The following is a 20945-nucleotide window of genomic DNA, read 5'->3' on the forward strand; positions in this document are numbered from 1 at the left end:
ACTCGGTGCCCAGCTGCGCGGCGGCCCGGCCGCGGCGCCTGCGGCTAGCCTCGGCCCGTGCCCAACCACGGTGACTGGCAGCTCGGCACCTATCTCAACGGCCTGGTGGGCGTGCAGCCCGACCTGCCGATGTCCTACGCCGAGCTCGCGCGCCGGGCCGAGCGGACGATGTCGCAGGAGATGTGGTCCTACGTCGCCGGCGGCGCCGGCGACGAGCGCACGCAGGACGCGAACCCGCTGGCCTTCGACGCCTGGGGCCTGGTGCCCCGGATGCTGCGGGGCGCGGCCGACCGCGACCTCTCGGTGCACCTGCTGGGCCGGACCCTCCCGACGCCCCTGATGCTCGCCCCGGTCGGCGTCATCGGGCTGTGCGAGGAGGACGGCCACGGCGACCTCACGACCGCCCGGGCCGCCGCCGCCACCGGGGTGCCGATGATCGCCTCGACGCTGACGCAGGACCCGATGGAGGACGTCCGCGCCGAGCTGGGCGAGACGCCGGGCTGGTTCCAGCTCTACCCGCCCAACGACCGGGAGCTGCTCGAGAGCCTGGTGCACCGGGCCGAGGCCGCCGGGTTCTCCGCCATCGTCGTCACCCTCGACACGCTCACCCTCGGGTGGCGCCCGCGCGACCTGCAGATCGCCAGCTTCCCGCAGCTCAAGGGCCTGTGCCTGCAGAACTACTTCTCCGACCCCGTCTTCCGCAGCCGTCTCCCGAAGCCGCCGGAGGAGGACGTCCAGGCCGCCACCGGGCACTGGTCGTCGATCTTCGGCAACCAGCGCCTCACCTGGGACGACCTCGCCTGGATCCGGGGCCTCACCGGGCTGCCGATCCTGCTCAAGGGCATCTGCTCGGCCGACGACACGCGTCGCGCCGTGGACGCCGGCATGGACGGCATCTACTGCTCGAACCACGGCGGGCGGCAGGCCAACGGCGGGCTGCCCGCGCTCGACTGCCTTCCCGAGGTGGTCGACGCCGCGGGCGACCTCCCGGTCGTGTTCGACTCCGGCGTGCGCAGCGGGCCCGACGTCGTCAAGGCGCTCGCCCTGGGCGCCACCGCCGTCGCGATCGGGCGCCCGTACGCCTACGGCCTGGCGGTCGGCGGGCAGGCGGGCATCGAGCACGTCCTCAAGTGCCTGCTGGCCGAGATCGACCTGACCATGGCGATCGACGGCTACGCCTCGGTGGCGGAACTGACCCGCGACGCGCTGCGCGAGGTGCGCGTCCCGCGCCGGGGATAGCCCCGGAGACGACTCAGGGCGCCCTCCCTGTGGGAGGACGCCCTGGTCGACGGGGTGGAGCTGAGGGGACTCGAACCCCTGACCCCCACACTGCCAGTGTGGTGCGCTACCAGCTGCGCCACAGCCCCGTTCCCGGCCCGCCCGGTCGTGCTCGGGCCAGGAAGAACGATACCTCCTCCGCGAACCGGCCCCGCGACGGGGGGTCGGTGCGCGCGTCGCGCCTCAGATCCCGACGCCGCGCTCGGCCAGCCACGGCACCGGGTCGATCTTCCGCCCGTTCATGCCGCCCCGGTGGACCTCGAAGTGCAGGTGCGGCCCGGTGGACTGGCCGCGGTTGCCGAGGAGCGCGATCGTCTCGCCGGCCTCCACGAACTGGCCCGGCTCGACGAGGATCTCGTTCATGTGGCCGTAGACGGTGACGTCGCCGTTGTCGTGCAGGACGTAGACCGCCAGGCCGAAGCCGCTCGCCGCACCCGCCCGGACGACGACGCCGTCCATGGCCGCGTACTCCGGCGTCCCGATCGGGGCCGCGAGGTCGATGCCGTAGTGGAAGGTGCCCCAGCGGGAGCCGTAGCCGCTGGTGAAGCGGGCGCCGCTGACCGGCAGCACCGCCTTGGGCCGGGCCGCCTCGGCCGCGGCCTCCGCGGCGGCGGCCTCGGCGGCGGCGCGCTGGGCGCGGCTGGCGGCCACCTCCTGCAGACGGGCCTGCGCCTCGGCCTCGGTGATCGAGGCCATCGGCAGGACCTCCTCGGACACGTCGTCGGTGGCCAGCTCCATCTGCGCACCGAGGACCGAGGCCGGCTCGGCCGCCGCCTGCGTCGAGCCCGGGACGCCGAGGACGCCCGCGCCGATCGCACCGGCCACCAGCGCCGCGAGCAGCAGGTGCGGACGGCGGTCGCGGAGGCCGCGGCGGCGGGCGGGCCCGGCCGTCTGCGCCTCCACCGCGGGCGCCTCGACCGCGGACGCCGCAACCACGGGCGCCTGGACCACGGGAGCCTCGACCACGGGAGCCTCGACGACGGGCGCCGGCGCGAGCTCCGGCAGGACCGTGGTGGCCAGGGAGGCGACGACGTCGTCGGCGGCCGCGCGCGGCACGGGCAGGACCGGCGGGAAGCCCCGCAGCGACGACACGGGCCGGCCGGCGGGACGCCGGTGCGCGCCGGTCCGAGGGGCCGGCACGGCCCCGCCGGCGTCGCTGGCGGGGCGGGGCAGGAGACCCGCGGTCGTCCGGGAACTGGCCAAGATCACGTACCCCGCTCGTGGGAAGCGGCCCGGGCGGGCCCGATCAGGTTGTATCGATCCAAACACACCGTGACCTAGTCGTGACCGACCGTCCCGCGTGTCCGACGGCGACACGCCGTGTGCGCTGTGTCACGTGGGACTGGTGGGTTTACGAACCCCGTCGCGCGGACAGATCCCGTCATCCGGCGTGGAAGAGCTCGCGCCGTCCCGATCGCACCCCGGGACCGGCGCTCCCCCGTCGCCCCGGTGCCCGCGTGCCCCGCACGCCGGCAGCCGACCACGCAGTGCCCGGGACCACGCCGATCCCTCGGGCAGCCCTCTGGGCTCCCCGCAGGACCGGCGTGATCCCATGATCGTTCGCCCGCGCGACCCGCGGCGCCCGCCTCGGCGGTGCGACCGGCCGCGCGGCGGCACCGACCCTCGACAGGAAGGACCGATGCCTCGATGGCACAGCCCGAGCGCTCCCCGTGGGACCTCCCGCGGGCCGGCACCGCGCCGACGGCCGATCCCGTCGCCCACGTCCGGCCGCTGACCAGCGCGACGCTCGAGCAGCACGGCGCCCGGCTCACCGTCCCCACCTACGACCGCGCGGCCCTGACGCCCGCCGTCGTCCACCTCAGCGTCGGCGGCTTCTCCCGCGCCCACCAGCTCATCTACTTCGACGAGGTCGCCCAGCGGCGGATCTCCACCGAGTGGGGCGTCGTCGGCGTCGGCCTGCGGCACCGGACGCTGCAGGAGGCCCTCGCCCCGCAGGACAACCTCTACACGGTCGTCGAGCGCAGCCCCGACGGCGAGCGGGCCAGGGTCGTCGGCGTCCTCACCGACTACCTGTTCGCACCCGACGCCCCCGGCGCGGTCCTCGACCGGCTCGCCGATCCGCGCACCCGCGTGGTGACCATGACGATCACCGACGCCGGCTACCTGCTCGACCCCACCACCCGGACCTTCACCCCCGACGACGACGTCCGGCACGACCTGGCCTCCCCCGCCGCCCCGCGCACCGTCTTCGGGTTCCTCGTCGAGGCGCTCGACCGCCGCCGGCGGGCCGGGACGGCGCCGTTCACCGTCGTCTCCTGCGACAACCTGCACCGCAACGGCGACGCCACCCGCGCCGCCGTCGTCGGGTTCGCGGCGCTGCGCGACGAGGTCCTCGCCCGCTGGATCACCGACCGGGTCGCCTTCCCCAGCAGCATGGTCGACCGGATCACCCCGCAGACGACGCCCGAGGAGCGCGCTGCGGTCGCCCAGCGGCACCGCGTCGACGACCGCTGGCCGGTGATCACCGAGCCGTTCTCCCAGTGGGTCGTCGAGGACACCTTCTGCAACGGCCGCCCGCCGCTGGACGAGGTCGGCGTCCGCTTCGTCCGGAACGTCACCGACCACGAGCTGATGAAGACCCGGCTGCTCAACGCCAGCCACTCCGCACTCGGCTACCTCGGCACGCTGGCCGGCCACGAGCGCATCGACGTCCTCATGGGCGACCCGCTGTTCGCCGACTACGTCACCCGGCTGATGGACGACGAGGTCACCCCGCTCATCCCCGTCCCCGAGGGCATCGACCTCGACGCGTACAAGGCCACGCTGCTGCAGCGCTTCGCCAACCCGGCCATCGCCGACCGGCTCTCCCGGCTGTGCCGGCGCGGGTCGACCAAGCTGCCGCACCACCTGCTGCCCTCGCTGCGCCAGGCCCTGGCCGAGGGGCGCCCGCACGCGCTGCTCACCCTCGCGCTGGCCGGTTGGATCGCCTACCTGCAGCGGGTCGACGACGACGGCCGGCCGGTGCCGGTGGAGGACGACCGCGGCCCCCACCTGCAGGCCCTGGCCCTCGCCGGCGGCACCGACCCGCGGCCGCTGCTGGCCGAGGAGCCGGTGTTCGGCGACCTCGGCGCGGTGCCCGGCTTCGCCGACGAGCTCGCCGGCGTGCTGCGCCGCCTGCAGCGCGACGGCGTCCGGGCGACCGTCGCCGCCGCCGTCCTGGCCGGCGCCCGGTGACCGCCGGCACCACCGCGACGCTGCCCCGGGACGTCGTCAGCGGTCTCACGCACCTGCTCTGCGACGCCGACGGCAACCTCTTCCCCTCCGAGGAGCCGGCCTTCGTCGCCTCGGCCGAGGTGACCAACCGCTTCCTCGCCGAGCTCGGCGACGCGCGCCAGTTCACCCCGGAGGAGCTGCGCCTGGCCACCACCGGCATGAACTTCCGGACGACGTCGCGGCGGCTGGCCGCCGAGGCCGGCCGTCCCGAGGTCGACGTCGAGCCGTGGGTGGCCGAGGAGAAGCGCGCGGTCACCGCGTACCTCGGCGAGCACCTGCGCCCGCACGGGCCGACCACCGAGGCCCTGACCGCGCTGTCCGGGCAGCTGCGGCTGGCCGCGGTCAGCTCCAGCGCGCTGGCGCGGCTGGCGGCCTGCTTCACCGCCACCGGCCTCGACGGTCTGATCCCGCCGGACCAGCGGTTCAGCGCCGAGGACTCCCTGCCGGTGCCCACCAGCAAGCCCGACCCGGCGGTCTACCTGTTCGCCTGCGACCGGCTGGGGATCGCCCCGGAGGCGGGCCTGGCGGTGGAGGACTCCGTCCCGGGCGCCCTGTCGGCGGTCCGCGCGGGGTGCCCCACCGTGGGCAACCTCCTGTTCGTCCAGCCGGCCGAGCAGGAGGAGCGGGAGGCCGCGCTGCGGGAGGCCGGCGTGCTCACCGTCGTCTCGTCCTGGCAGGAGCTCGCCGGCCTGCTCCTGCCCGTCCTGACCGGAGGTGGTCGATGAGGATCGTCTACACCAGCTTCCGCGGCCTGTTCTCCGACAGTCCGCGGGCCGTCTACGAGGCGCTCGCCGCCCGCGGCGACGACGTCACGCACACGTGGCTGACCGCCCCGGTGGCCGAGGGCGCCTTTCCCGCCGACGTGGAGACGATCCCGTTCGGCAGCCCGGAGAGCATCGCCGCGCTCGAGGCCGCCGACGTCGTCGTCTCCAACGACCACGTGCCGCTGGACTGGGAGAAGCGGCCCGGCACGTTCTACCTGCAGACCTGGCACGGCACCCCGCTCAAGCGGATCCACAACGACGTCCTGTGGGCGCCCGAGGGCCGGCTGGCCTACCTCGAGCACGACATCGCCCGGTGGGACGCGATGCTCTCGCCGAATCCGTACAGCACCGCCCGGTTCCGCCAGGCGTTCGGCTACCGCGGGCCGGTCCACGAGACCGGCTACCCCCGCAACGACCTGCTCTCCAGCCCGGAGCGCGACGCGGTGCGCGCGCGGGTCCGGGCGGGACTCGGGATCGACGAGGGCACCCAGGTGGTCCTGTACACGCCCACCTGGCGCGACCAGCTGGTCTTCGAGGGCACCGGCGAGCGGGACTTCGACTTCCCCGTGGACCTCGCCGACTTCACCGACCGGCTGGGGAAGGACCACGTGCTGCTGCTGCGGCTGCACAACATGGTCTCCGACCGGCTGGAGTCGATCGAGGGTCTGCCGGTGCGCGACGTCTCCTCGTACCCGGACATCCGCGACCTCTACCTGGCCGCCGACCTGCTGGTCACCGACTACTCGTCGACGATGTTCGACTTCGCGATCACCGGGAAGCCGATCCTGCTGTTCACCTACGACCTCGACGAGTACCGCGACCGGCTGCGCGGCTTCTACGTGCCGATCGAGGACCTCGCGCCCGGCCCGCTGCTGTCGACCAGCCGCGAGCTCGTCGACGCGGTGGCCGACCTCGACGCCGTCGCCGCCGCCCACGCCGACCGGTACCGGTCGTTCCGGGAGACCTACACCTCCCTGGAGGACGGGCACGCCACCGACCGCGTCCTCGACCTGTTCTTCCCGCCCGGCGGCCCCGCCGGCGCGGACCCGACGACCCGAGAGGGGGACGACAGTGCGCTTCGTTGAGCTCGCGCAGACCACGGGGGTTCCCGCCCTGGAGGCGCTGACCACCCGGACCGGCACCCGCACCGAGACGCACCCCGTGCAGGTGGTCATCCTGGCCGCCGGCATGGGGACCCGGCTCGGGCGCCCGCTGCCCAAGCCGCTGACCCCGCTGGTGGACGGCCGCAGCATCCTGCACCGCCAGCTCGACACCCTGGCCCAGGTGCTCGGCCCCGACGTCGACGTCACCGCCGTCGTCGGGTTCTCGTGCGAGCTGCTCATGCAGGCCGCCCCCGACCTGCGGTTCGCCTACAACCCGCACTTCGCGCGGACCAACACGTCCAAGAGCCTGCTGCGCGGCCTGCGGACCACCCGCTCCGGCGGCGTGCTGTGGCTCAACGGCGACGTCGTGTTCGACGCCGCGGTGCTCGAGGCGGTGCTGCCGGCGCTCGAGGCCGACGAGAGCTTCGTGTGCGTGGACACCTCCGTCGTCGGCGACGAGGAGGTCAAATACACCCTCGACGAGGAGGGCTACATCGCCGAGCTCTCCAAGACGGTGACCGGCGGCCTGGGCGAGGCGGTGGGCATCAACTACGTGTCCTCCGCCGACAAGGCGGCGCTCGTCGAGCACCTCGACGCGTGCGGCGACCAGGACTACTTCGAGCGCGGCATGGAGACGGCGGTCATCGAGGCCGGCCTGCGGTTCCGTCCGCTGGACATCTCCCGCTGGACCGCCGTGGAAGTCGACTTCGAGGCCGACCTGGAGCGCGCCAACGCGATGCTCTCCAGCAGCCGGTCACGCCTGCACCCGGTGCCCGACAGCACCCGCTGACCCTGCGGCCGGGGCCTCAGCCGACCGGCTGGGGCTCCGGCTCGGGCCGGGCCCGCTCGGGGTCGCGGAAGCGCCGCGCGGCGGCCAGACCCCCCACGACCAGGCCGGCGCCCCCGGCCACCAGGACGGCGACGGCCGCGCGGGCCAGGAACGCCGGCCCGCCGGTGGCCACGTTCGCGCTCCACAGCACGTCGACGTCGGGCAGGCCCTGCACCAGCAGCAGCCAGCCGAGGACGACCGCGGTCAGCCCGGTCACCACACCGCGCCCGCGCCGGGCGGCGACGAGCCCCAGGGCCGCCACCAGCGCCGCGGTGACGGCCGGCAGCAGCGCGGACACCACCGCCGCCGCGTGCGAGGACACCGTCACCGGCGGCTCGGGCGTGCCCGCCGCGTGCCACAGTGCGGCGACCGCGCCCAGGGCCATCGCCACGCCCAGCGGCCGCGCCGAGCGGGCCAGCAGCCCGGTGGCCGCGACGGCGACGGCCAGCGCCAGGTGCACGCCCCAGGTGACCGCCGGCGACGGCGGCGGGCTCCAGGTGAGCTCGCCGCGGACGGTCACTGCGGTGTCGCCGTGCCGCATCGGGACGGTCCAGTCGAACACCGTGTGGCCGGTGGTCGGGTCGGCGGCCACCGCGGGCGGCAACTGCTCCTCGCTCATCCAGTGCGTGCGGTGGTCGTGCCACGTGTACTGCGGCTCGGTGGACACCTGCACCCACGCCGGCTCGGCCCGCGGGTCGGCGTCCTCGGGCAGGCTCACGCGGCCGTAGCGGTCGAGGTTGATCGTGGTGGCCGGGCTGTGCGCGTTGCGCCAGACGCCGTCCGGGCCGATGCGCAGGTAGGGCTCGTCGGAGTAGCCGGGCACCGTCACCTCGGTGCCGGTGGTGTTGACCACCTCGAGGGCGTCGCCGAACTGCAGCACCCGCACGGTCACGCCGGGCACGGCCGGCTGGACCGAGGTCACCCGGCCGTCGAAGTCGCTGCCGGCGGCGTCGCCGCCGACGTGCGCCCGTGCCGGGCCGGCGAGGGCCAGGGTGGCCAGCACGCCGAGCAGCACGACCAGCAGCCGCGCCCCGGCGGCCCCGACGCGGGTCACCGGGAGGCGGCGACCGCGGCCAGGTCGCCGGCGATGTCCCGGGCGGTGTTGCCGGCGTCGAAGGCCACGTGCGCCTCGTCGTCGGTCCCGTAGAGCAGCAGCAGCGTGCTGTGCAGCCGGCCCTCGTCCTCCGCCAGCGGCACACCGGCCGAGAGCTGCGCCTGGTCGATGGCGTCCTGCTCGCCGGTCAGGCCGACGAACTGGGTGGGCAGGTCGGCGTCGAAGCGGTCGAGGTACTCGCCGAGCACCGCGGGCGTGTCGGTGGCGGGGTCGGTGGTGACGAAGACCACCTGCACCTGCTCGGCCAGCGCGGGGTCGGTGTCGCGCAGCGCCAGCGCGACGTCGGCCATCGTCGTCGGGCAGACGTCGGGGCAGTTCGTGTACCCGAAGAACAGCAGCGTCGGCCGCCCCGCCGTGGCCGCGGCGAAGTCGTAGGCCGCGCCGGAGGAGTCGGTCAGGGTGAAGGTCGGCCGCTGGAACGGATCGCGCAGGTCGATGCCGGCGTACTCGTCGCCGGGGCCCTCCAGCGAGGCGGGCGCGCCGCCGGAGTGGTCGTGCCCCTCGGCGGCCGCCGCCTCGTCCCCGCCGTCGGAGCCGCAGGCGGACAGCGCCAGGCCGGCGGCGAGGAGCAGCGCGGCGGTCCGGCCGCGCGCGGGAGCGGTCACGAGGACACGGTACGTCGGCCGGCCCGGTAGCCGAGGACGACGCCCGCGACGCCGACGGCCAGCGCCAGGATGGCGAGGAACAGCGCCAGGCCGGCCGGCTCGTTGCTGACCGGGCCGCCGTGGCCGTGCTCGTCGGTGGCCGCGGCGGTGTCGGTGGCGGTGGTGTCCGACGTCAGGGTGAGGGTGGGCGCCGGGTTCTCCGGCTCCTGGCCCTCGACGGTCGGCTCGATCCAGGCGGACTCGGTGCCGTCGCTGTAGGTCTGCACCGCGGGGAACGACAGCGTGTCGGCGTCGGGGAACGGCCCGCCGGACAGGGCGAACTCCTGGAACCGGCCCGGGGCGATCCCGCCGCCGGCGTCGGCGCGGAACTCCACCACGGAGACGTAGCTGGCGATCTCCTGCCCGTGGGCGTCGAGGGGCTCCTCGAGCCGGGCGGACGTGGTGGTGATCGTCCAGCCCGGCACCTCCTGCGCCTGCAGGGAGGCCATCGCCTCGTCCTCCGGGATCGAGATGCGCAGCGAGACGGTGCTCGCGGTGTCGCTCTCGTTGGGCACCCGGAAGGTCAGCTTCCCGTAGCCGCCGGGGGCGGCGTCGGCCGACGAGACCGTCACGTGCGCCGACGCGCCGGTGGCGGCCACGACGGACGCGACCAGGGCGGTCAGGACGGCGGCCAGGACGACACCGGCACGGGCCAGCGGTCGCAGGGGGGTCGGGGACACGTCTCTCCTCGTCTGGGGGTGCAACAGGTCTCAGCGCACCGGGAAGGCGGTGCTGGCGGTGCTGGCGGTGAACTCGTCGAGCCGGACGGTGACCGCCACGGTCCAGGTGCCGGCGCCCGGGATCGACATCCCGTCGGCCACCCAGTGGCCGGGGCCGGCGGGCTCCAGGTCGACGTCGAGCGGGCCGATCTCCTGCTCGGGCTCGGTGAGCGTGACACGCAGGTCGGCCGGCTGGGCGAGCCGCCCGTCGTCGTCGAACAGGTAGACGTGCATCGTGTTGGCGCCGGCCCGGGCCGGGTCGACCGACAGCTGCACGCTGCCGGACTCCCCCGCCGCCGACTGCAGCGGCAGCGTGACGTCGACCGGCTCGGCGACCGTGGCGGCGGCCGGCGGGGTGCCCACGAGCATCGCCGAGAGCACCAGCACGACGGCGGCGACGGTGGCCTCGACGAGGATCGTGCGGCGCAGCGGGGCGACGTCCTCCACCGCGCCGCGGGCCTGCACCGCCGCGCGGGCGCGGGCGGCCGCGACCACCGGGGCCTCGTCGGACCCGCCCACGGCCGGGGCCGCGAAGGCGTGCGCGGTCACCCGGCGGCGCCCGCCGGGTCGCGGCCGCACGAGGCCCAGGTGCTGCTGCACCCAGACGCGCGAGACCCCGGCGGCGGCCATGAGCAGCAGCACCAGGGCCAGCTTGGCGAGCAGGATCCAGCCGTAGGTCGTGGAGACGAGGGCGGCCGGCGAGCCGACCTCCCGGACCGACTGGACGACGCCGGTGACCACGAGGGCGGCCACCGAGGCCGAGGCGACCCGCGACCACCGGGGCAGCGCCTCGGCCAGCACGCCGGCGTCGACCCCCGGCCGCAGCAGGCCGGCCAGCAGCGCGGCCAGCCCGCCCAGCCACACCACCATGGCGCCGACGTGCACCGCGGTCACCGCGGTGGCGAACACCGGGACGCTGCCGGCCACGGGGTGCCCGACCGCGGCGGTGGTGAGGACGACGCCGGCGCCGAGGACGGCCAGGCCCGCGACCTCCTGGGACTGCGGCGGGGTCCCGCGGCGCCACAGCGGCACCAGGAGCGCGGCGAGGACCAGGGCCAGCGCGCCGCGGCCGAGGGTGGTGAGCCCGAAGCCCGAGGACCCGGTGGAGGCCAGCAGCGCGGGGTCGAGCAGCGATCCGAGCCCGGCGCCGGCCGCGTAGGGGCCCTGCAGCAGGAAGGTCAGGATCGCGGCCCCGGCGACCGTGCCGAGCCCGGAGGTGGTCAGCCGGCGCATCCGCCGCGACGCCCAGCCGGCCGGCCAGGCCAGCAGCAGGAACGCCGGCACGCCCAGGCCGACGGCCTCGGCGGCGAAGCCGATGCTGCGCGCCGCGGGCAGCGCGGTGGCCACGAGGGGGTCGGCGTCGGGGTCGGCGGCGACCGCGCCGGCGTCGGCGAGCTCGCCGTCGCCGACGACGAACGCGTAGGCGCCGCTGATGGGGTGCGAGTCGGCCGAGATCACCCGGTAGGTGACGACGTAGCTCGCGTCGGGCAGGTCGCCGCGCAGCGGGATGGTCAGGGTGTCGTCCGCGACGGCGGCCGCGCCGGTGTCCACCCGTTCGCCGCCGTCGCCGAGGACGCGGGCGTAGCCGGCGCCCAGGGACACACCCTCGCTGAAGCGCAGCGTCACCTCGGCGGGCACCGCGTCGAGCCGGGCACCCTCCCCCGGGTCGGTGGAGACCAGCTCGGCGTGGGCGGCGGCCGGCCCGGCGGTGACCACGCCCAGGCCCAGCCAGCCGGCCAGGAGGACGAGCAGCAGCAGGGCCGGCCGCGGCGGGCGGCGGGCCGCGACGGCGCTCACGCGACCACCCGCCGGGCGGGGGCGGAGGCGGGCGCCGCGGCCCGGCGCGGCCGCCGGCGCCAGGCGAGGACGGTGATGAGCACCACGCCGGCCACCAGCAGCAGGTGGGCCGCGGCGCGGTCGGCGTGCACGTGGCCGGCGGCCAGGTCGCGCACGGTGGTCACGGTGAGCAGCACGGCGAAGGTGGCCAGGAACGGCAGCGCGCCGGCGGCCAGCCGCGGTGCCGCCGCGACGGCGAGGAAGGCGGCGGCGACGGCCAGGTTCCAGGCGCCGGTCTCGTGCGCCACGTGCACCGGCGCGCTCATCGCCGCGACGCCCGCAGTCAGCGCGGGCCACGCCAGCCCGGCCTGGGCCACGCCGACCGCGAGCAGCGCCAGGCGCAGCGCGGCGTGCAGCAGCCGGGCGCGCGCCGCCGCGGCGGTGCCCGGCAGCTGCTGCGGCAGCGCGCCGAGGACCGCGGCGGTGAGGTCGGGCACCGGCGGCGCCGGGGCGAGCCGGGCGCGCCGGGTCACGCCCTCGACGGCGTCGGCCCACCCGGCGCACGCGGGGCACGCCGCGAGGTGGCGGTCGAGGTCGGCGGCGGGCATGCCGAGCGGCTCACCGTCGAGTCGCGCGCTGACCGCCTCGCGGAACGGGGCACACTGCATGTCGTAGTAGTCGTCGCGGAGGGCCCGTCCGGTTCCCGGCTCGACGGGATCCGGTACGGAGGAGTGACGTGGACGAGCTGGAGCGGGTCGCGGCGGCGGCCGTCGACGGCGACCCCCTCGCCGCGGCGACCCTCGTGCGGGCCACCCAGTCCGACGTCTGGCGGCTGTGCGCGGCGCTCGGCGACCGCGACTCGGCCGACGACCTGACGCAGGAGACCTACGCCCGCGCGTTCGCGTCGCTGCACCGCTTCGAGGGCCGCTCGTCGCTGCGGACGTGGCTGCTGGCCATCGCCCGCCGCGTCTGCGCCGACGCCGTCCGCTCCCGGCGCCGCCGGCGGCTGACCCTCGTCCGCGACGACGCCGACCTCGAGACCCTCACCCGCGCCGACGACGCCGACCGGGTGGGCGAGGGTGCCGCCGTCACCGACCTGCTGGGCCGCCTGGACCCCGACCGCCGCGAGGCCTTCGCGCTCACCCAGCTGCTGGGGCTGTCCTACGCCGAGGCCGCCGAGGTGGCCGGCTGCCCGGTCGGGACCATCCGCTCGCGGGTCGCGCGGGCCCGGGCGGACCTGGTCGAGGCGCTGGGCGGGGACGCCCGGGAGGGGTCCGGCACGGCGCGCGGGTGACCGTGAGGTGAACCACGGATGGACGGGTACCTATGCTGCCCGACGGCCGTACGACCGCAGGACGCGGCGGGCGACCTCCCCACCCGCCGATCCGGAGCCTCCTCGTGCCCTTCAGCCTCACGCCCAAGGACCAGAGCTTCTACACGATGTTCAGCGCCTCGGCGCAGAACCTCGTCGAGGCCACCGACGTCCTGGGTGAGTTCCTCCACGACCACGCCCGCCGGGGCGAGCTCGCCGACCGGCTGCGCGACCTCGAGCACACCGGGGACCAGTCGACGCACGCGATCTTCCGGCAGCTGAACTCCAGCTTCGTCACGCCGTTCGACCGCGAGGACATCTACAGCCTGGCCAGCCACCTCGACGACGTCATGGACTTCGTCGAGGCCGCCGCCGACCTCGTCGTCCTCACCGGGCTGGGCACCCTGCCCGCGGAGATGAGCCAGCAGACCGCGCTGCTGCAGCGCGCCGCCGAGACCACCGCCGAGGCGATGCCGCGGCTGCAGACGATGAAGGGCCTCCCCGACTACTGGATCGAGGTCAACCGCATCGAGAACGAGGCCGACAAGCTCTACCGGCGGCTGCTCTCCCGGCTCTACAGCGGCGAGTTCGAGGCCCTGGAGGTGCTGCGGCTCAAGGAGGTGGCCGACCAGCTCGAGGAGGCCGCCGACGCCTTCGAGAAGGTCGCCAACGTCGTCGAGTCCATCGCGGTCAAGGAGTCCTGAGCTCCGTGGACCTCCTGCTCACCGGCCGGCGCTGATGGACGCGGCCCTCGTCGCGCTGGTCGTCATCGTCGTCGTCGCGCTGGCGTTCGACTACACCAACGGGTTCCACGACGCCGCCAACGCCATCGCCGTCGCCGTCTCCACCAAGGCGCTGACGCCGCGGGTGGCGCTGGCGCTCGCGGCGGTGATGAACCTCGTCGGCGCCCTGCTGTCCACCGAGGTGGCCAAGACCGTCGGTGAGGGGATCATCGACGCCCCCGTGGGCGGCGAGGGGCTGGAGATCGTCTTCGCCGCGCTGGTCGGGGCGATCACCTGGAACATGATCACCTGGTACTTCGGGCTGCCGTCGTCGTCCTCGCACGCGCTGATCGGCGGGCTGGTCGGCGCGGCGCTGGCGGCCGCGCACTCGGTGCAGTGGCTGGGCATCCTCGACAAGGTCGTCATCCCGATGGTGCTCTCGCCGCTGGTCGGCTTCGGCCTGGGCTACCTGTTCATGCTGGTCCTCCTGTGGACCTTCCGGCGGGCCAACGTCTCCCGCGCGAACCGGGGCTTCCGCTACGCGCAGATCGTCAGCTCGGCCACGATGGCGCTCGGGCACGGCCTGCAGGACGCCCAGAAGACGATGGGCATCATCACGCTGGCGCTGTTCACCGCCGGGGAGATCGACGACTTCGAGGTGCCCCTCTGGGTCGTGCTGGCCGCCGCGGGCGCCATCAGCGCGGGCACCTACGCCGGCGGCTTCCGGATCATGCGCACCCTCGGCCGGCGGATCATCCAGCTGACCCCGGCCGGCGGCTTCGCGGCGCAGACGGTCGCCTCCGGCGTCATGGTCACCACCGCGACGGTCTTCGCCGTCCCGGTCTCCACCACGCACATCACGACGACGTCGATCATGGGCGTCGGGTCCACCCGGCGGCTGTCGGCGGTGCGCTGGGGCGTGGCCGGCAACATCGTCGTCGCGTGGGTCGTCACCCTGCCCGCCGCCGGCGCGGTGGCGGCGCTGGCCTACTTCCTGACCGACCTCGTCGTCGGCTGACGCCGCTCCACACCCCCTTCCAGCGGGCTCCCGGCCGACCGGCCGGGGGCCCGCTGCGCGTGTCCGCGGGGTGACCGGGGCCTCCCGGATCCGTCCGTGGCATAACCCGATCGATCTGGTAGACATAGACCCCGTGGCGGCGACGGCGGTGCTCCTGGTGGGGCGGATCCACGTCGACCTGCTGCGCGTGTGCACGGCCACCTGTCCGGGCCGCTGAGTCCCCGCGCCCCGTCGGCGCACCCTCCCCGCCCGTTCCGCGACGAGTCGCGCCCTGCTGCGCGCCCGCGGCCGCCGCCTCCCTGAGACCAGGAGCCCCACCCCCGTGAAGACCCTCATCGTGCTCGCCCTCGCCGGGCTGGGCGCCCAGCTCGTCGACGGGAGCCTGGGCATGGCCTACGGCGTCACCTCGACGACGCTGCTGCTCGCCTTCGGCACCAACCCCGCCGCCGCCTCGGCCACCGTCCACTTCGCCGAGATCGGCACCAGCCTGATGTCGGGCGTCGCCCACTGGAAGTTCGGCAACGTCGACTGGAAGGTCGTCGCCAAGGTCGGCGTCCCCGGCGCCGTCGGCGCCTTCGTCGGTGCGCAGGTCCTCTCCAGCCTGTCCACCGAGGTCGCCGCGCCGGTGATGTCGCTGATCCTGCTGTCCCTGGGGATCTACCTGCTGGTGCGCTTCACCCTCCGCGGCGTCGATCGCCGCAACATCGGCAAGCCGGTCCGCAAGCGCTTCCTCGGCCCGCTCGGCCTCGTCGCCGGCTTCGTCGACGCCACCGGCGGCGGCGGCTGGGGCCCGGTCGGCACGCCGGCGCTGCTGGCCAGCGGCCGCATGGAGCCGCGCAAGGTGATCGGCTCGATCGACACCTCCGAGTTCCTCGTCGCGCTGGCCGCCAGCCTCGGCTTCCTGCTCGCGCTCGGGTCTCAGGGGATCAACTTCGTGTGGGCCCTCGGCCTCCTCGCCGGTGGCCTGGTCGCCGCACCGATCGCCGCCTGGCTGGTGCACCACGTGCCGCCGCGCATGCTCGGCTCGCTGGTGGGCGGGATGATCATCCTGACCAACACTCGCACGCTGCTGCGCAGCGACTGGATCGACGCCCCCGACGCCGTCCGGTACTCGGTCTACGCGGTGATCTACCTGATCTGGGCCGCCGCCGTCGTCCACTCCTTCCGCCAGTACCGCAGGGACCGGGCGCAGGAGTCCGCCGACGCCCTGGCCGCCGAGGCCGCCCGCCTCGCCGAGCAGCCGGAGCTGCACACGCCTGACGCCGCGGACGCCGCGGACCTCGAGCGCAGCCTCCGCGCCGGCCGTCCCGCCGATCCGCGGGACTGAGTAAGGACCCCGTCCTCCCCACCCTTCGCAAGCTCAGGGTGGGACCCGGAACGGGGCCGGGAGCCGAGAGGCCCCGTCCGGTTCGCCGGACGGGGCCTCTCACCGTCTCAGCGGGAGGACAGCAGGGCGGACTCGAGCTCGGCGGGCAGGCCCGGCTCGGGCAGCCCGCGGGGCGTGGGCTGGCGCTCCCCGCCCGCCTGCAGCCAGGCCCAGGTGTCGGCCAACGTCTCCCCCAGCGGCCGGCTGGGCAGCCCGAGCGCCCGGGCGCGGGTCGTGCCGACGTCCCACGCGGTCGCGGCCATCTCCCGCGGCAGCCACAGCGGGACGTGCAGCCACGGCTCGACGCCGGCGGCCAGCAGGTCCGCCTCGGGCACCTCGACGAACTCCGCGTCGCTGCCGGTGACCTCCCGGCAGCCCGCGAGCAGCCCGCCGAGCGTCGTCATCCCGGCCGGGCCGGTGGCGTTGACCGGCCCGGTCTCACCGCGCTCGGCCATCTCCACCAGCCAGCCGGCCAGGTCCCGGACGTCGACCAGCGCGATCGGCTGGTCGAGCGCGTCGGGGACGACGACGCGGCCGCCGCGGGCGATGCGCTCCAGCCACCACGGCAGCCGGCGGACGTTGTCGTTCGGCCCGACGATCAGCCCGGCCCGCGCGGTGAGGAACCGTCCCGGCAGCGCCGCGCCCAGCACCCGCTCGGCGTGCGCCTTGTTCGGGCCGTAGTCGTCCTCGTCGCTGTCCCACACCGGCTCGTCCTCGTCCCGGACCGGTCCCGGCGGCCACGTGGAGTAGGCGTTGAGGCTGCTGGTGAACGCGTAGCCGCGGACGCCGGCGAGCGCGGCGGCGGCGTTGTCGGCGGCGGCGCGGGTCTGGCAGGAGGTGTCGACGACGAGGTCCGGCGTCCACTCCCGCAGCGCGCGCGGCAGGGCGTCGGGGTCGTCCCGGTCGCCGTGCAGCGCGCGGACGCCGTCCGGGGGCCGGCCGGTGACGCCGCGGGTGAAGGTGGCCACCTCGTGGCCGCGGTCGAGGGCCGCCGTCACCACGTGCCGGCCGAGGAAGACGGTGCCGCCCAGGACGAGGAGTCGCATGGACGCAGCCCAGCCCAGTCGGGGACCCGCCGTCCACCCGGTTCGCGGACGGCGTACCCGGCCCCGTTCAGAGGCTCACCGCGAGCGTGCGAGCGGTGAGGAGAACGGGGTCCTTACACCGCCCGGGTGACCACCGGGAGGTCGGGCACCTGCGGCAGCGGCTGGGAGCGGGCGGCGGCGAGCACCATCTGCGGCGAGTTCGGCAGGCCGCGGCGGGTGCACAGGCGCAGGGCGCGCACGCCGGTGATGACGTCGGTCTCCGGCGGCACGACCAGCAGGTGCGCGACCCGGCTGCCGCCGCCCCAGGTCAGGCAGACCACGCCGTCGTCCATGCTGCGGAAGCCGCCGGTGCGCACTACGCGGCCGTCGACGACGACCTTGCGCGGCGCCGGCAGCCAGGGGTCCAGCGGATAGGTGAAGCGCTCGATCCGCACACCGCGGCGGTCGAGCGCGGCGACGAGCTCGGGCACCTCGACGGCGAGGTCGCGCGTGCGGGGGTACCAGGCACCGTCGAAGGTGTTCTCCCCCGATCCCGCGTCGCCCCGCAGGCTCACGCGCACGTCGATGCCGCCGCGGAAGCCCTCCGGTCCCCACACCGCCTGGGTCGTCGTCATCAGCAGTCCCGCCTCCCGCTCGCGCGCCGCGGACCCGCGTCCGGGTCCACCGGACGACCGTAGGTCGGCGCGTCGCGGTGTCCCCGCGCGGCGGAGCCGGGCCTGTCGCCGCCTCCCGGCTCGCCGTCACGTCTCGTCACGGCCCGGTCACGGCCGTTCCGGTGCATCTCCGCGGAGATGCACGGGAGCCCCCGTCCGGCGGACCGGACGGGGGCTCCTGGGACGACCTGGGGTCGTTACGAGACCGGCTTGGGCTTGCGGTTCTTGGCCTTGCCGCGCTCGGTCTGGTCGAGCACCACCTTGCGGATGCGGACCGAGGCCGGGGTGACCTCCACGCACTCGTCCTCGGCACAGAACTCCAGTGCCTGCTCCAGGTTCAGGATCCGCGGCGGGATGAGCCGCTCCAGCTCCTCGGAGGTGGACTTGCGCATGTTGGTGAGCTTCTTCTCCTTGGTGATGTTCACGTCCATGTCGTCCGGACGGGAGTTCTCACCGACGATCATGCCCTCGTAGACGTCCGTGCCCGGCTGGACCATGAGCTGGCCGCGCTCCTGCAGCGAGAACATCGAGTACGTCGTCGCCACGCCCTGGCGGTCGGCGACCAGCGAGCCGGTCGGGCGGGCGCGCATGTCGCCCAGCCACGGCTCGTAGCCCTCGAGGTTGTGGTTGAGGACGCCGGTGCCGCGGGTCTCGGTGAGGAACTCGGTGCGGAACCCGATGAGGCCGCGCGAGGGGACGATGTACTCCATCCGCGCCCAGCCGGTGTCGTGGTGCACCAGGTTCTCCAGCCGCCCGCGCCGGGTGGCCAGGGCCTGGGTCAGCGTGCCCACGTACTCGCCCGGGGTGTCGATGGTGACCCGCTCGACCGGCTCGTGGACCTTGCCGTCGATGACCTTGGTGACGACGGTCGGGCGGCCGACGGTGAGCTCGAACTCCTCGCGGCGCAGCTGCTCGACGAGGATCGCCAGCGCGAGCTCGCCGCGGCCCTGCATCTCCCAGGTGTCGGGGCGCTCGGTGGGCAGCATGCGCACCGAGACGTTGCCGACCAGCTCCTGGTCGAGGCGGTTCTTGATCAGCCGCGCGGTGAGCTTCTTGCCCGACCGGCCCGACAGCGGCGAGGTGTTGATCCCGATGGTGATCGAGATCGACGGCTCGTCGACGGTCAGCGGCGGCAGCGGGCGCGGGTCGTTCGGGTCGGCGAGGGTGTCGCCGATCATGACGTCCTCGATGCCGGCGATGGCGACGAGCTCGCCGGGGCCGGCGCTCTCGGCCGGGGTGCGGGTGAGCCCCTCGGTGACCAGCAGCTCGGTGATCTTGACGTTCTTGATGCTGCCGTCGGTGCGGCACCAGGCGACGGTCTGGCCGCTCTTCATCGTGCCGGAGTGGATGCGCAGCAGCGCCAGCCGGCCGAGATAGGGCGAGGCGTCGAGGTTGGTGACCTGCGCGCGCAGCGGCTCCTCGGCGTCGTAGACCGGCGCCGGGATGGTGTCGAGCAGGGTCTTCACCAGCGGGGCGAGGTCCGGGCTGTCGGGCGAGGTGCCGTCGGCCGGCCGGGTCAACGAGGCCTGCCCGGTCTTGCCGTTGCTGTAGACGATCGGGAAGTCGAGGTTGTCGACGTCCATGCCGGAGTCCTCGAGCAGCTCCATGAACAGCTCGTAGGTCTCGTCGACGACCTCGCCGATACGGGCGTCGGAGCGGTCGGTCTTGTTGACCACGAGGATCACCGGCATCCCCTTGCCCAGCGCCTTGCGCAGGACGAAGCGGGTCTGCGGCAGCGGGCCCTCGGAGGCGTCGACGAGCAGGACGACGCCGTCGACCATCGACAGGCCGCGCTCGACCTCACCGCCGAAGTCGGCGTGGCCCGGGGTGTCGACGATGTTGACGACGACGGGGTTGCCGTTCTCGTCGGCCAGGTGGATCGCGGTGTTCTTGGCCAGGATGGTGATGCCGCGCTCACGCTCGAGGTCCATCGAGTCCATGACGCGGTCCTGCGTGGAGTCGTTGTCCGTCCCCTCGCCCTTGGCGCGCCCGAGGGCGCCTGCCTGGCGGAGGAGGGCGTCGACGAGGGTCGTCTTCCCGTGGTCGACGTGGGCGATGATCGCCACGTTGCGCAGGTCGTCGCGGGTGGGCATGCGGAAGGGCACCTCAGGGGGAGTCAGGGGGATCCCGCGGCGGCGGCGCACGCGGTACCACGAACAACGGCCGCCGGCCCGGCGACCTTCCCACCGTAGTCGCTCAGTCCGCGGAGATCTCTGCCTGCGGGCGGTCGGCCACCGCGTAGGTGACCCCTGCGGCGGCGATCGTGACCAGACTCACGGCCAGCCAGGCCGGCAGCCCGGCGCCGAGGGCCAGCACGTGCGCGAGGACGAACGCCCCGACGTAGAGCCCGCCGAGACCGAGGGCGACCGCCCAGCCGCGGCGCTGCACCCACAGGTAGCCCGCAGCCACCCCGGCGGCGGCGAACACCGCGCCGCCGAGCGCCCGGACGCCGGTGCCCTGCGCGACGCCGAAGCCGGCCGCCAGCCCGACGGCGACGAGGACGGCGGAGGACAGCCGGGTGCGGGCACGCGTGAGCGACGTCGTCATGAACCCCAGTGTCCCCCGCGGCCGGCTCGCGGATGATCAGGTGAGCTGATCGTGCTGCGTCCTGGATCACGGTCGACGGTGAGCCAGGACACGCCACGGTGAGCCAGGACGTGCGAGGGCCCAGGACGCGCGAGGGCCCCGGACGTGCGAGGGCCCCGGACGCGTGCTGCGTCCGGGGCCCCTCGGTGACGTGCTGCGGATCAGGCGGCGCGGAGCACGGCCTCGATCTCGAGCTCGACGTCGATCTTGTCGCCGACGACGACGCCGCCGCCGTCCATCGGCATGTCGATGTCGACGCCGTAGGCCTTGCGGGAGATGGAGGTCTTGGCGCTGAAGCCGGCGCGGTAGCCGCCGTAGGCGTCGGGGCCGAAGCCGTTGAGCTCGAGGGCCAGCGTGACCGGCTTGGTGATGCCCTTGATGGTCAGGTCGCCCTGGACGGTCCAGTCCTCGCCGTCGGCGACGACGCCGGTGGAGCGGAAGGTCATGACGGTGTGGTTGCCGACGTCGAAGAAGTCGGCGGAGCGGATGTGCGCGTCACGCTGCTCCTGGCGGGTGTCGATCGAGTCCATGTCGATCGTGGCGTTCACCGCGGAGGCGGCGGGGTCCTCGGCGGTGACGATCTCGCCGGAGAACTGGGTGAAGTAGCCGCGGACCTTGCTCACCATCATGTGGCGGACGGAGAAGCCGACGGTGGAGTGGGTGGCGTCGATGTCCCAGGTGCCGGCGACGTAACCGGGGATCTGGACGGCGGTGGTGCTGGTCATGACTGGACCTCTCAGATGGTTGAACGTTTGACCTTCGCTGACCGTAGCGTAGTTGA

The 20945-nt window shown here is 74.7% G+C and carries 20 protein-coding genes and 1 tRNA gene; 9 read left to right on the plus strand and 12 right to left on the minus strand.

Translation table 11 applies throughout. The features are described from left to right. The first annotated feature begins 57 nt into the window (after window positions 1–57). On the plus strand, window positions 58–1239 hold the full coding sequence (locus FN207_RS05755) for an alpha-hydroxy-acid oxidizing protein (RefSeq protein WP_221888064.1): 1182 nt from the start codon (window positions 58–60) through the stop codon (window positions 1237–1239). A gap of 55 nt (window positions 1240–1294) precedes the next feature. On the opposite strand, the gene FN207_RS05760 is transcribed toward FN207_RS05755, so the two are convergent. Together FN207_RS05760 and FN207_RS05765 are read right to left on the minus strand one after the other, a co-directional pair. Further along, window positions 1295–1367 (minus strand) — tRNA-Ala (locus FN207_RS05760). A 94-nt stretch (window positions 1368–1461) separates the two neighbouring features. Continuing rightward, a complete protein-coding gene (locus FN207_RS05765) occupies window positions 1462–2370 on the minus strand; it encodes a M23 family metallopeptidase (RefSeq protein WP_342778723.1) in 909 nt (302 codons plus the stop codon). A 555-nt stretch (window positions 2371–2925) separates the two neighbouring features. Here FN207_RS05765 and FN207_RS05770 point away from each other — a divergent pair. Genes FN207_RS05770 through FN207_RS05785 form a run of 4 tightly spaced genes read left to right on the plus strand, consistent with a single transcriptional unit; the run spans window position 2926 to window position 7169 of the window. Beyond that, window positions 2926–4473 carry a mannitol dehydrogenase family protein gene (locus FN207_RS05770; protein ID WP_142457396.1) on the plus strand — a complete coding sequence of 516 codons (1548 nt, stop codon included), beginning with the start codon at window positions 2926–2928 and terminating at the stop codon, window positions 4471–4473. Next, window positions 4470–5237 carry an HAD family hydrolase gene (locus FN207_RS05775; protein ID WP_142457397.1) on the plus strand — a complete coding sequence of 256 codons (768 nt, stop codon included), beginning with the start codon at window positions 4470–4472 and terminating at the stop codon, window positions 5235–5237. Before FN207_RS05770 ends, FN207_RS05775 begins: the two co-directional genes overlap by 4 nt. After that, a complete protein-coding gene (locus tag FN207_RS05780; protein WP_142457398.1) occupies window positions 5234–6361 on the plus strand; it encodes a CDP-glycerol glycerophosphotransferase family protein in 1128 nt (375 codons plus the stop codon). The genes FN207_RS05775 and FN207_RS05780 overlap by 4 nt, the downstream gene beginning before the upstream one ends. Further along, a complete protein-coding gene (locus FN207_RS05785) occupies window positions 6348–7169 on the plus strand; it encodes a phosphocholine cytidylyltransferase family protein (protein ID WP_246065804.1) in 822 nt (273 codons plus the stop codon). Before FN207_RS05780 ends, FN207_RS05785 begins: the two co-directional genes overlap by 14 nt. A 16-nt stretch (window positions 7170–7185) precedes the next feature. On the opposite strand, the gene FN207_RS05790 is transcribed toward FN207_RS05785, so the two are convergent. The 5 genes from FN207_RS05790 to FN207_RS05810 are packed head-to-tail and all read right to left on the minus strand — an operon-like array spanning window position 7186 to window position 12129. Beyond that, window positions 7186–8262, minus strand: coding sequence for a hypothetical protein (locus tag FN207_RS05790; protein ID WP_142457399.1), 1077 nt, complete (start codon window positions 8260–8262; stop codon window positions 7186–7188). Further along, a complete protein-coding gene (locus FN207_RS05795) occupies window positions 8259–8927 on the minus strand; it encodes an SCO family protein (protein WP_142457400.1) in 669 nt (222 codons plus the stop codon). Before FN207_RS05795 ends, FN207_RS05790 begins: the two co-directional genes overlap by 4 nt. Then, on the minus strand, window positions 8924–9646 hold the full coding sequence (locus tag FN207_RS05800) for a YcnI family copper-binding membrane protein (protein ID WP_142457401.1): 723 nt from the start codon (window positions 9644–9646) through the stop codon (window positions 8924–8926). Before FN207_RS05800 ends, FN207_RS05795 begins: the two co-directional genes overlap by 4 nt. Before the next feature lie 30 nt (window positions 9647–9676). Then, window positions 9677–11482 carry a copper resistance CopC/CopD family protein gene (locus FN207_RS05805; RefSeq protein WP_142457402.1) on the minus strand — a complete coding sequence of 602 codons (1806 nt, stop codon included), beginning with the start codon at window positions 11480–11482 and terminating at the stop codon, window positions 9677–9679. Beyond that, window positions 11479–12129 (minus strand): zf-HC2 domain-containing protein, encoded by a 651-nt coding sequence (locus FN207_RS05810; RefSeq protein ID WP_142457403.1) that lies wholly within the window; start codon window positions 12127–12129, stop codon window positions 11479–11481. Before FN207_RS05810 ends, FN207_RS05805 begins: the two co-directional genes overlap by 4 nt. A gap of 68 nt (window positions 12130–12197) precedes the next feature. On the opposite strand from FN207_RS05810, the gene FN207_RS05815 reads away from it, so the two are divergent. The 4 genes from FN207_RS05815 to FN207_RS05830 all read left to right on the plus strand — a co-directional run bounded on the left by FN207_RS05815 (window position 12198) and on the right by FN207_RS05830 (window position 15840). Continuing rightward, window positions 12198–12755: a sigma-70 family RNA polymerase sigma factor gene (locus FN207_RS05815; protein WP_142457404.1), complete on the plus strand. Its 558-nt coding sequence runs from the start codon at window positions 12198–12200 to the stop codon at window positions 12753–12755. A gap of 104 nt (window positions 12756–12859) precedes the next feature. After that, the gene (locus FN207_RS05820; RefSeq protein WP_142457405.1) at window positions 12860–13477 is read left to right on the plus strand and encodes a DUF47 domain-containing protein; all 618 of its coding nucleotides are present in this window, start codon (window positions 12860–12862) and stop codon (window positions 13475–13477) included. Window positions 13478–13511: 34 nt separating this feature from the next. Continuing rightward, window positions 13512–14513 carry an inorganic phosphate transporter gene (locus FN207_RS05825; RefSeq protein WP_142457406.1) on the plus strand — a complete coding sequence of 334 codons (1002 nt, stop codon included), beginning with the start codon at window positions 13512–13514 and terminating at the stop codon, window positions 14511–14513. Between the two features lie 322 nt (window positions 14514–14835). Then, window positions 14836–15840, plus strand: coding sequence for a sulfite exporter TauE/SafE family protein (locus tag FN207_RS05830; protein WP_142457407.1), 1005 nt, complete (start codon window positions 14836–14838; stop codon window positions 15838–15840). A gap of 107 nt (window positions 15841–15947) precedes the next feature. Here FN207_RS05830 and FN207_RS05835 read toward each other — a convergent pair whose 3' ends face one another. The 5 genes from FN207_RS05835 to FN207_RS05855 form a co-directional block, all read right to left on the minus strand. Further along, complete coding sequence (locus FN207_RS05835) at window positions 15948–16925, minus strand: NAD-dependent epimerase/dehydratase family protein (protein ID WP_142457408.1); 978 nt, start codon at window positions 16923–16925, stop codon at window positions 15948–15950. Window positions 16926–17038: 113 nt separating this feature from the next. Beyond that, window positions 17039–17539 (minus strand): DUF5994 family protein, encoded by a 501-nt coding sequence (locus FN207_RS05840; protein ID WP_142457409.1) that lies wholly within the window; start codon window positions 17537–17539, stop codon window positions 17039–17041. 236 nt (window positions 17540–17775) lie between these two features. After that, window positions 17776–19671: a translational GTPase TypA gene (gene typA, locus FN207_RS05845; RefSeq protein WP_142457410.1), complete on the minus strand. Its 1896-nt coding sequence runs from the start codon at window positions 19669–19671 to the stop codon at window positions 17776–17778. Window positions 19672–19774: 103 nt separating this feature from the next. Next, complete coding sequence (locus FN207_RS05850) at window positions 19775–20125, minus strand: hypothetical protein (RefSeq protein WP_142457411.1); 351 nt, start codon at window positions 20123–20125, stop codon at window positions 19775–19777. A 200-nt stretch (window positions 20126–20325) separates the two neighbouring features. After that, window positions 20326–20889: a YceI family protein gene (locus tag FN207_RS05855; protein ID WP_142457412.1), complete on the minus strand. Its 564-nt coding sequence runs from the start codon at window positions 20887–20889 to the stop codon at window positions 20326–20328. Window positions 20890–20945: the final 56 nt, after the last annotated feature.

The organism is Geodermatophilus aquaeductus (assembly GCF_900182545.1).
Lineage (GTDB): Bacteria > Actinomycetota > Actinomycetes > Mycobacteriales > Geodermatophilaceae > Geodermatophilus > Geodermatophilus aquaeductus.

Bases quoted from the DNA above. Each gene is read 5' to 3' on its own strand.
- FN207_RS05835 (WP_142457408.1), bottom strand. From the start codon at position 16,925: ATGCGACTCCTCGTCCTGGGCGGCACCGTCTTCCTCGGCCGGCACGTG.
- FN207_RS05780 (WP_142457398.1), top strand. From the start codon at position 5,234: ATGAGGATCGTCTACACCAGCTTCCGCGGCCTGTTCTCCGACAGTCCG.
- FN207_RS05770 (WP_142457396.1), top strand. From the start codon at position 2,926: ATGGCACAGCCCGAGCGCTCCCCGTGGGACCTCCCGCGGGCCGGCACC.
- FN207_RS05855 (WP_142457412.1), bottom strand. From the start codon at position 20,889: ATGACCAGCACCACCGCCGTCCAGATCCCCGGTTACGTCGCCGGCACC.
- FN207_RS05840 (WP_142457409.1), bottom strand. From the start codon at position 17,539: ATGACGACGACCCAGGCGGTGTGGGGACCGGAGGGCTTCCGCGGCGGC.
- FN207_RS05825 (WP_142457406.1), top strand. From the start codon at position 13,512: ATGGACGCGGCCCTCGTCGCGCTGGTCGTCATCGTCGTCGTCGCGCTG.
- FN207_RS05810 (WP_142457403.1), bottom strand. From the start codon at position 12,129: ATGCAGTGTGCCCCGTTCCGCGAGGCGGTCAGCGCGCGACTCGACGGT.
- typA (WP_142457410.1), bottom strand. From the start codon at position 19,671: ATGCCCACCCGCGACGACCTGCGCAACGTGGCGATCATCGCCCACGTC.
- FN207_RS05850 (WP_142457411.1), bottom strand. From the start codon at position 20,125: ATGACGACGTCGCTCACGCGTGCCCGCACCCGGCTGTCCTCCGCCGTC.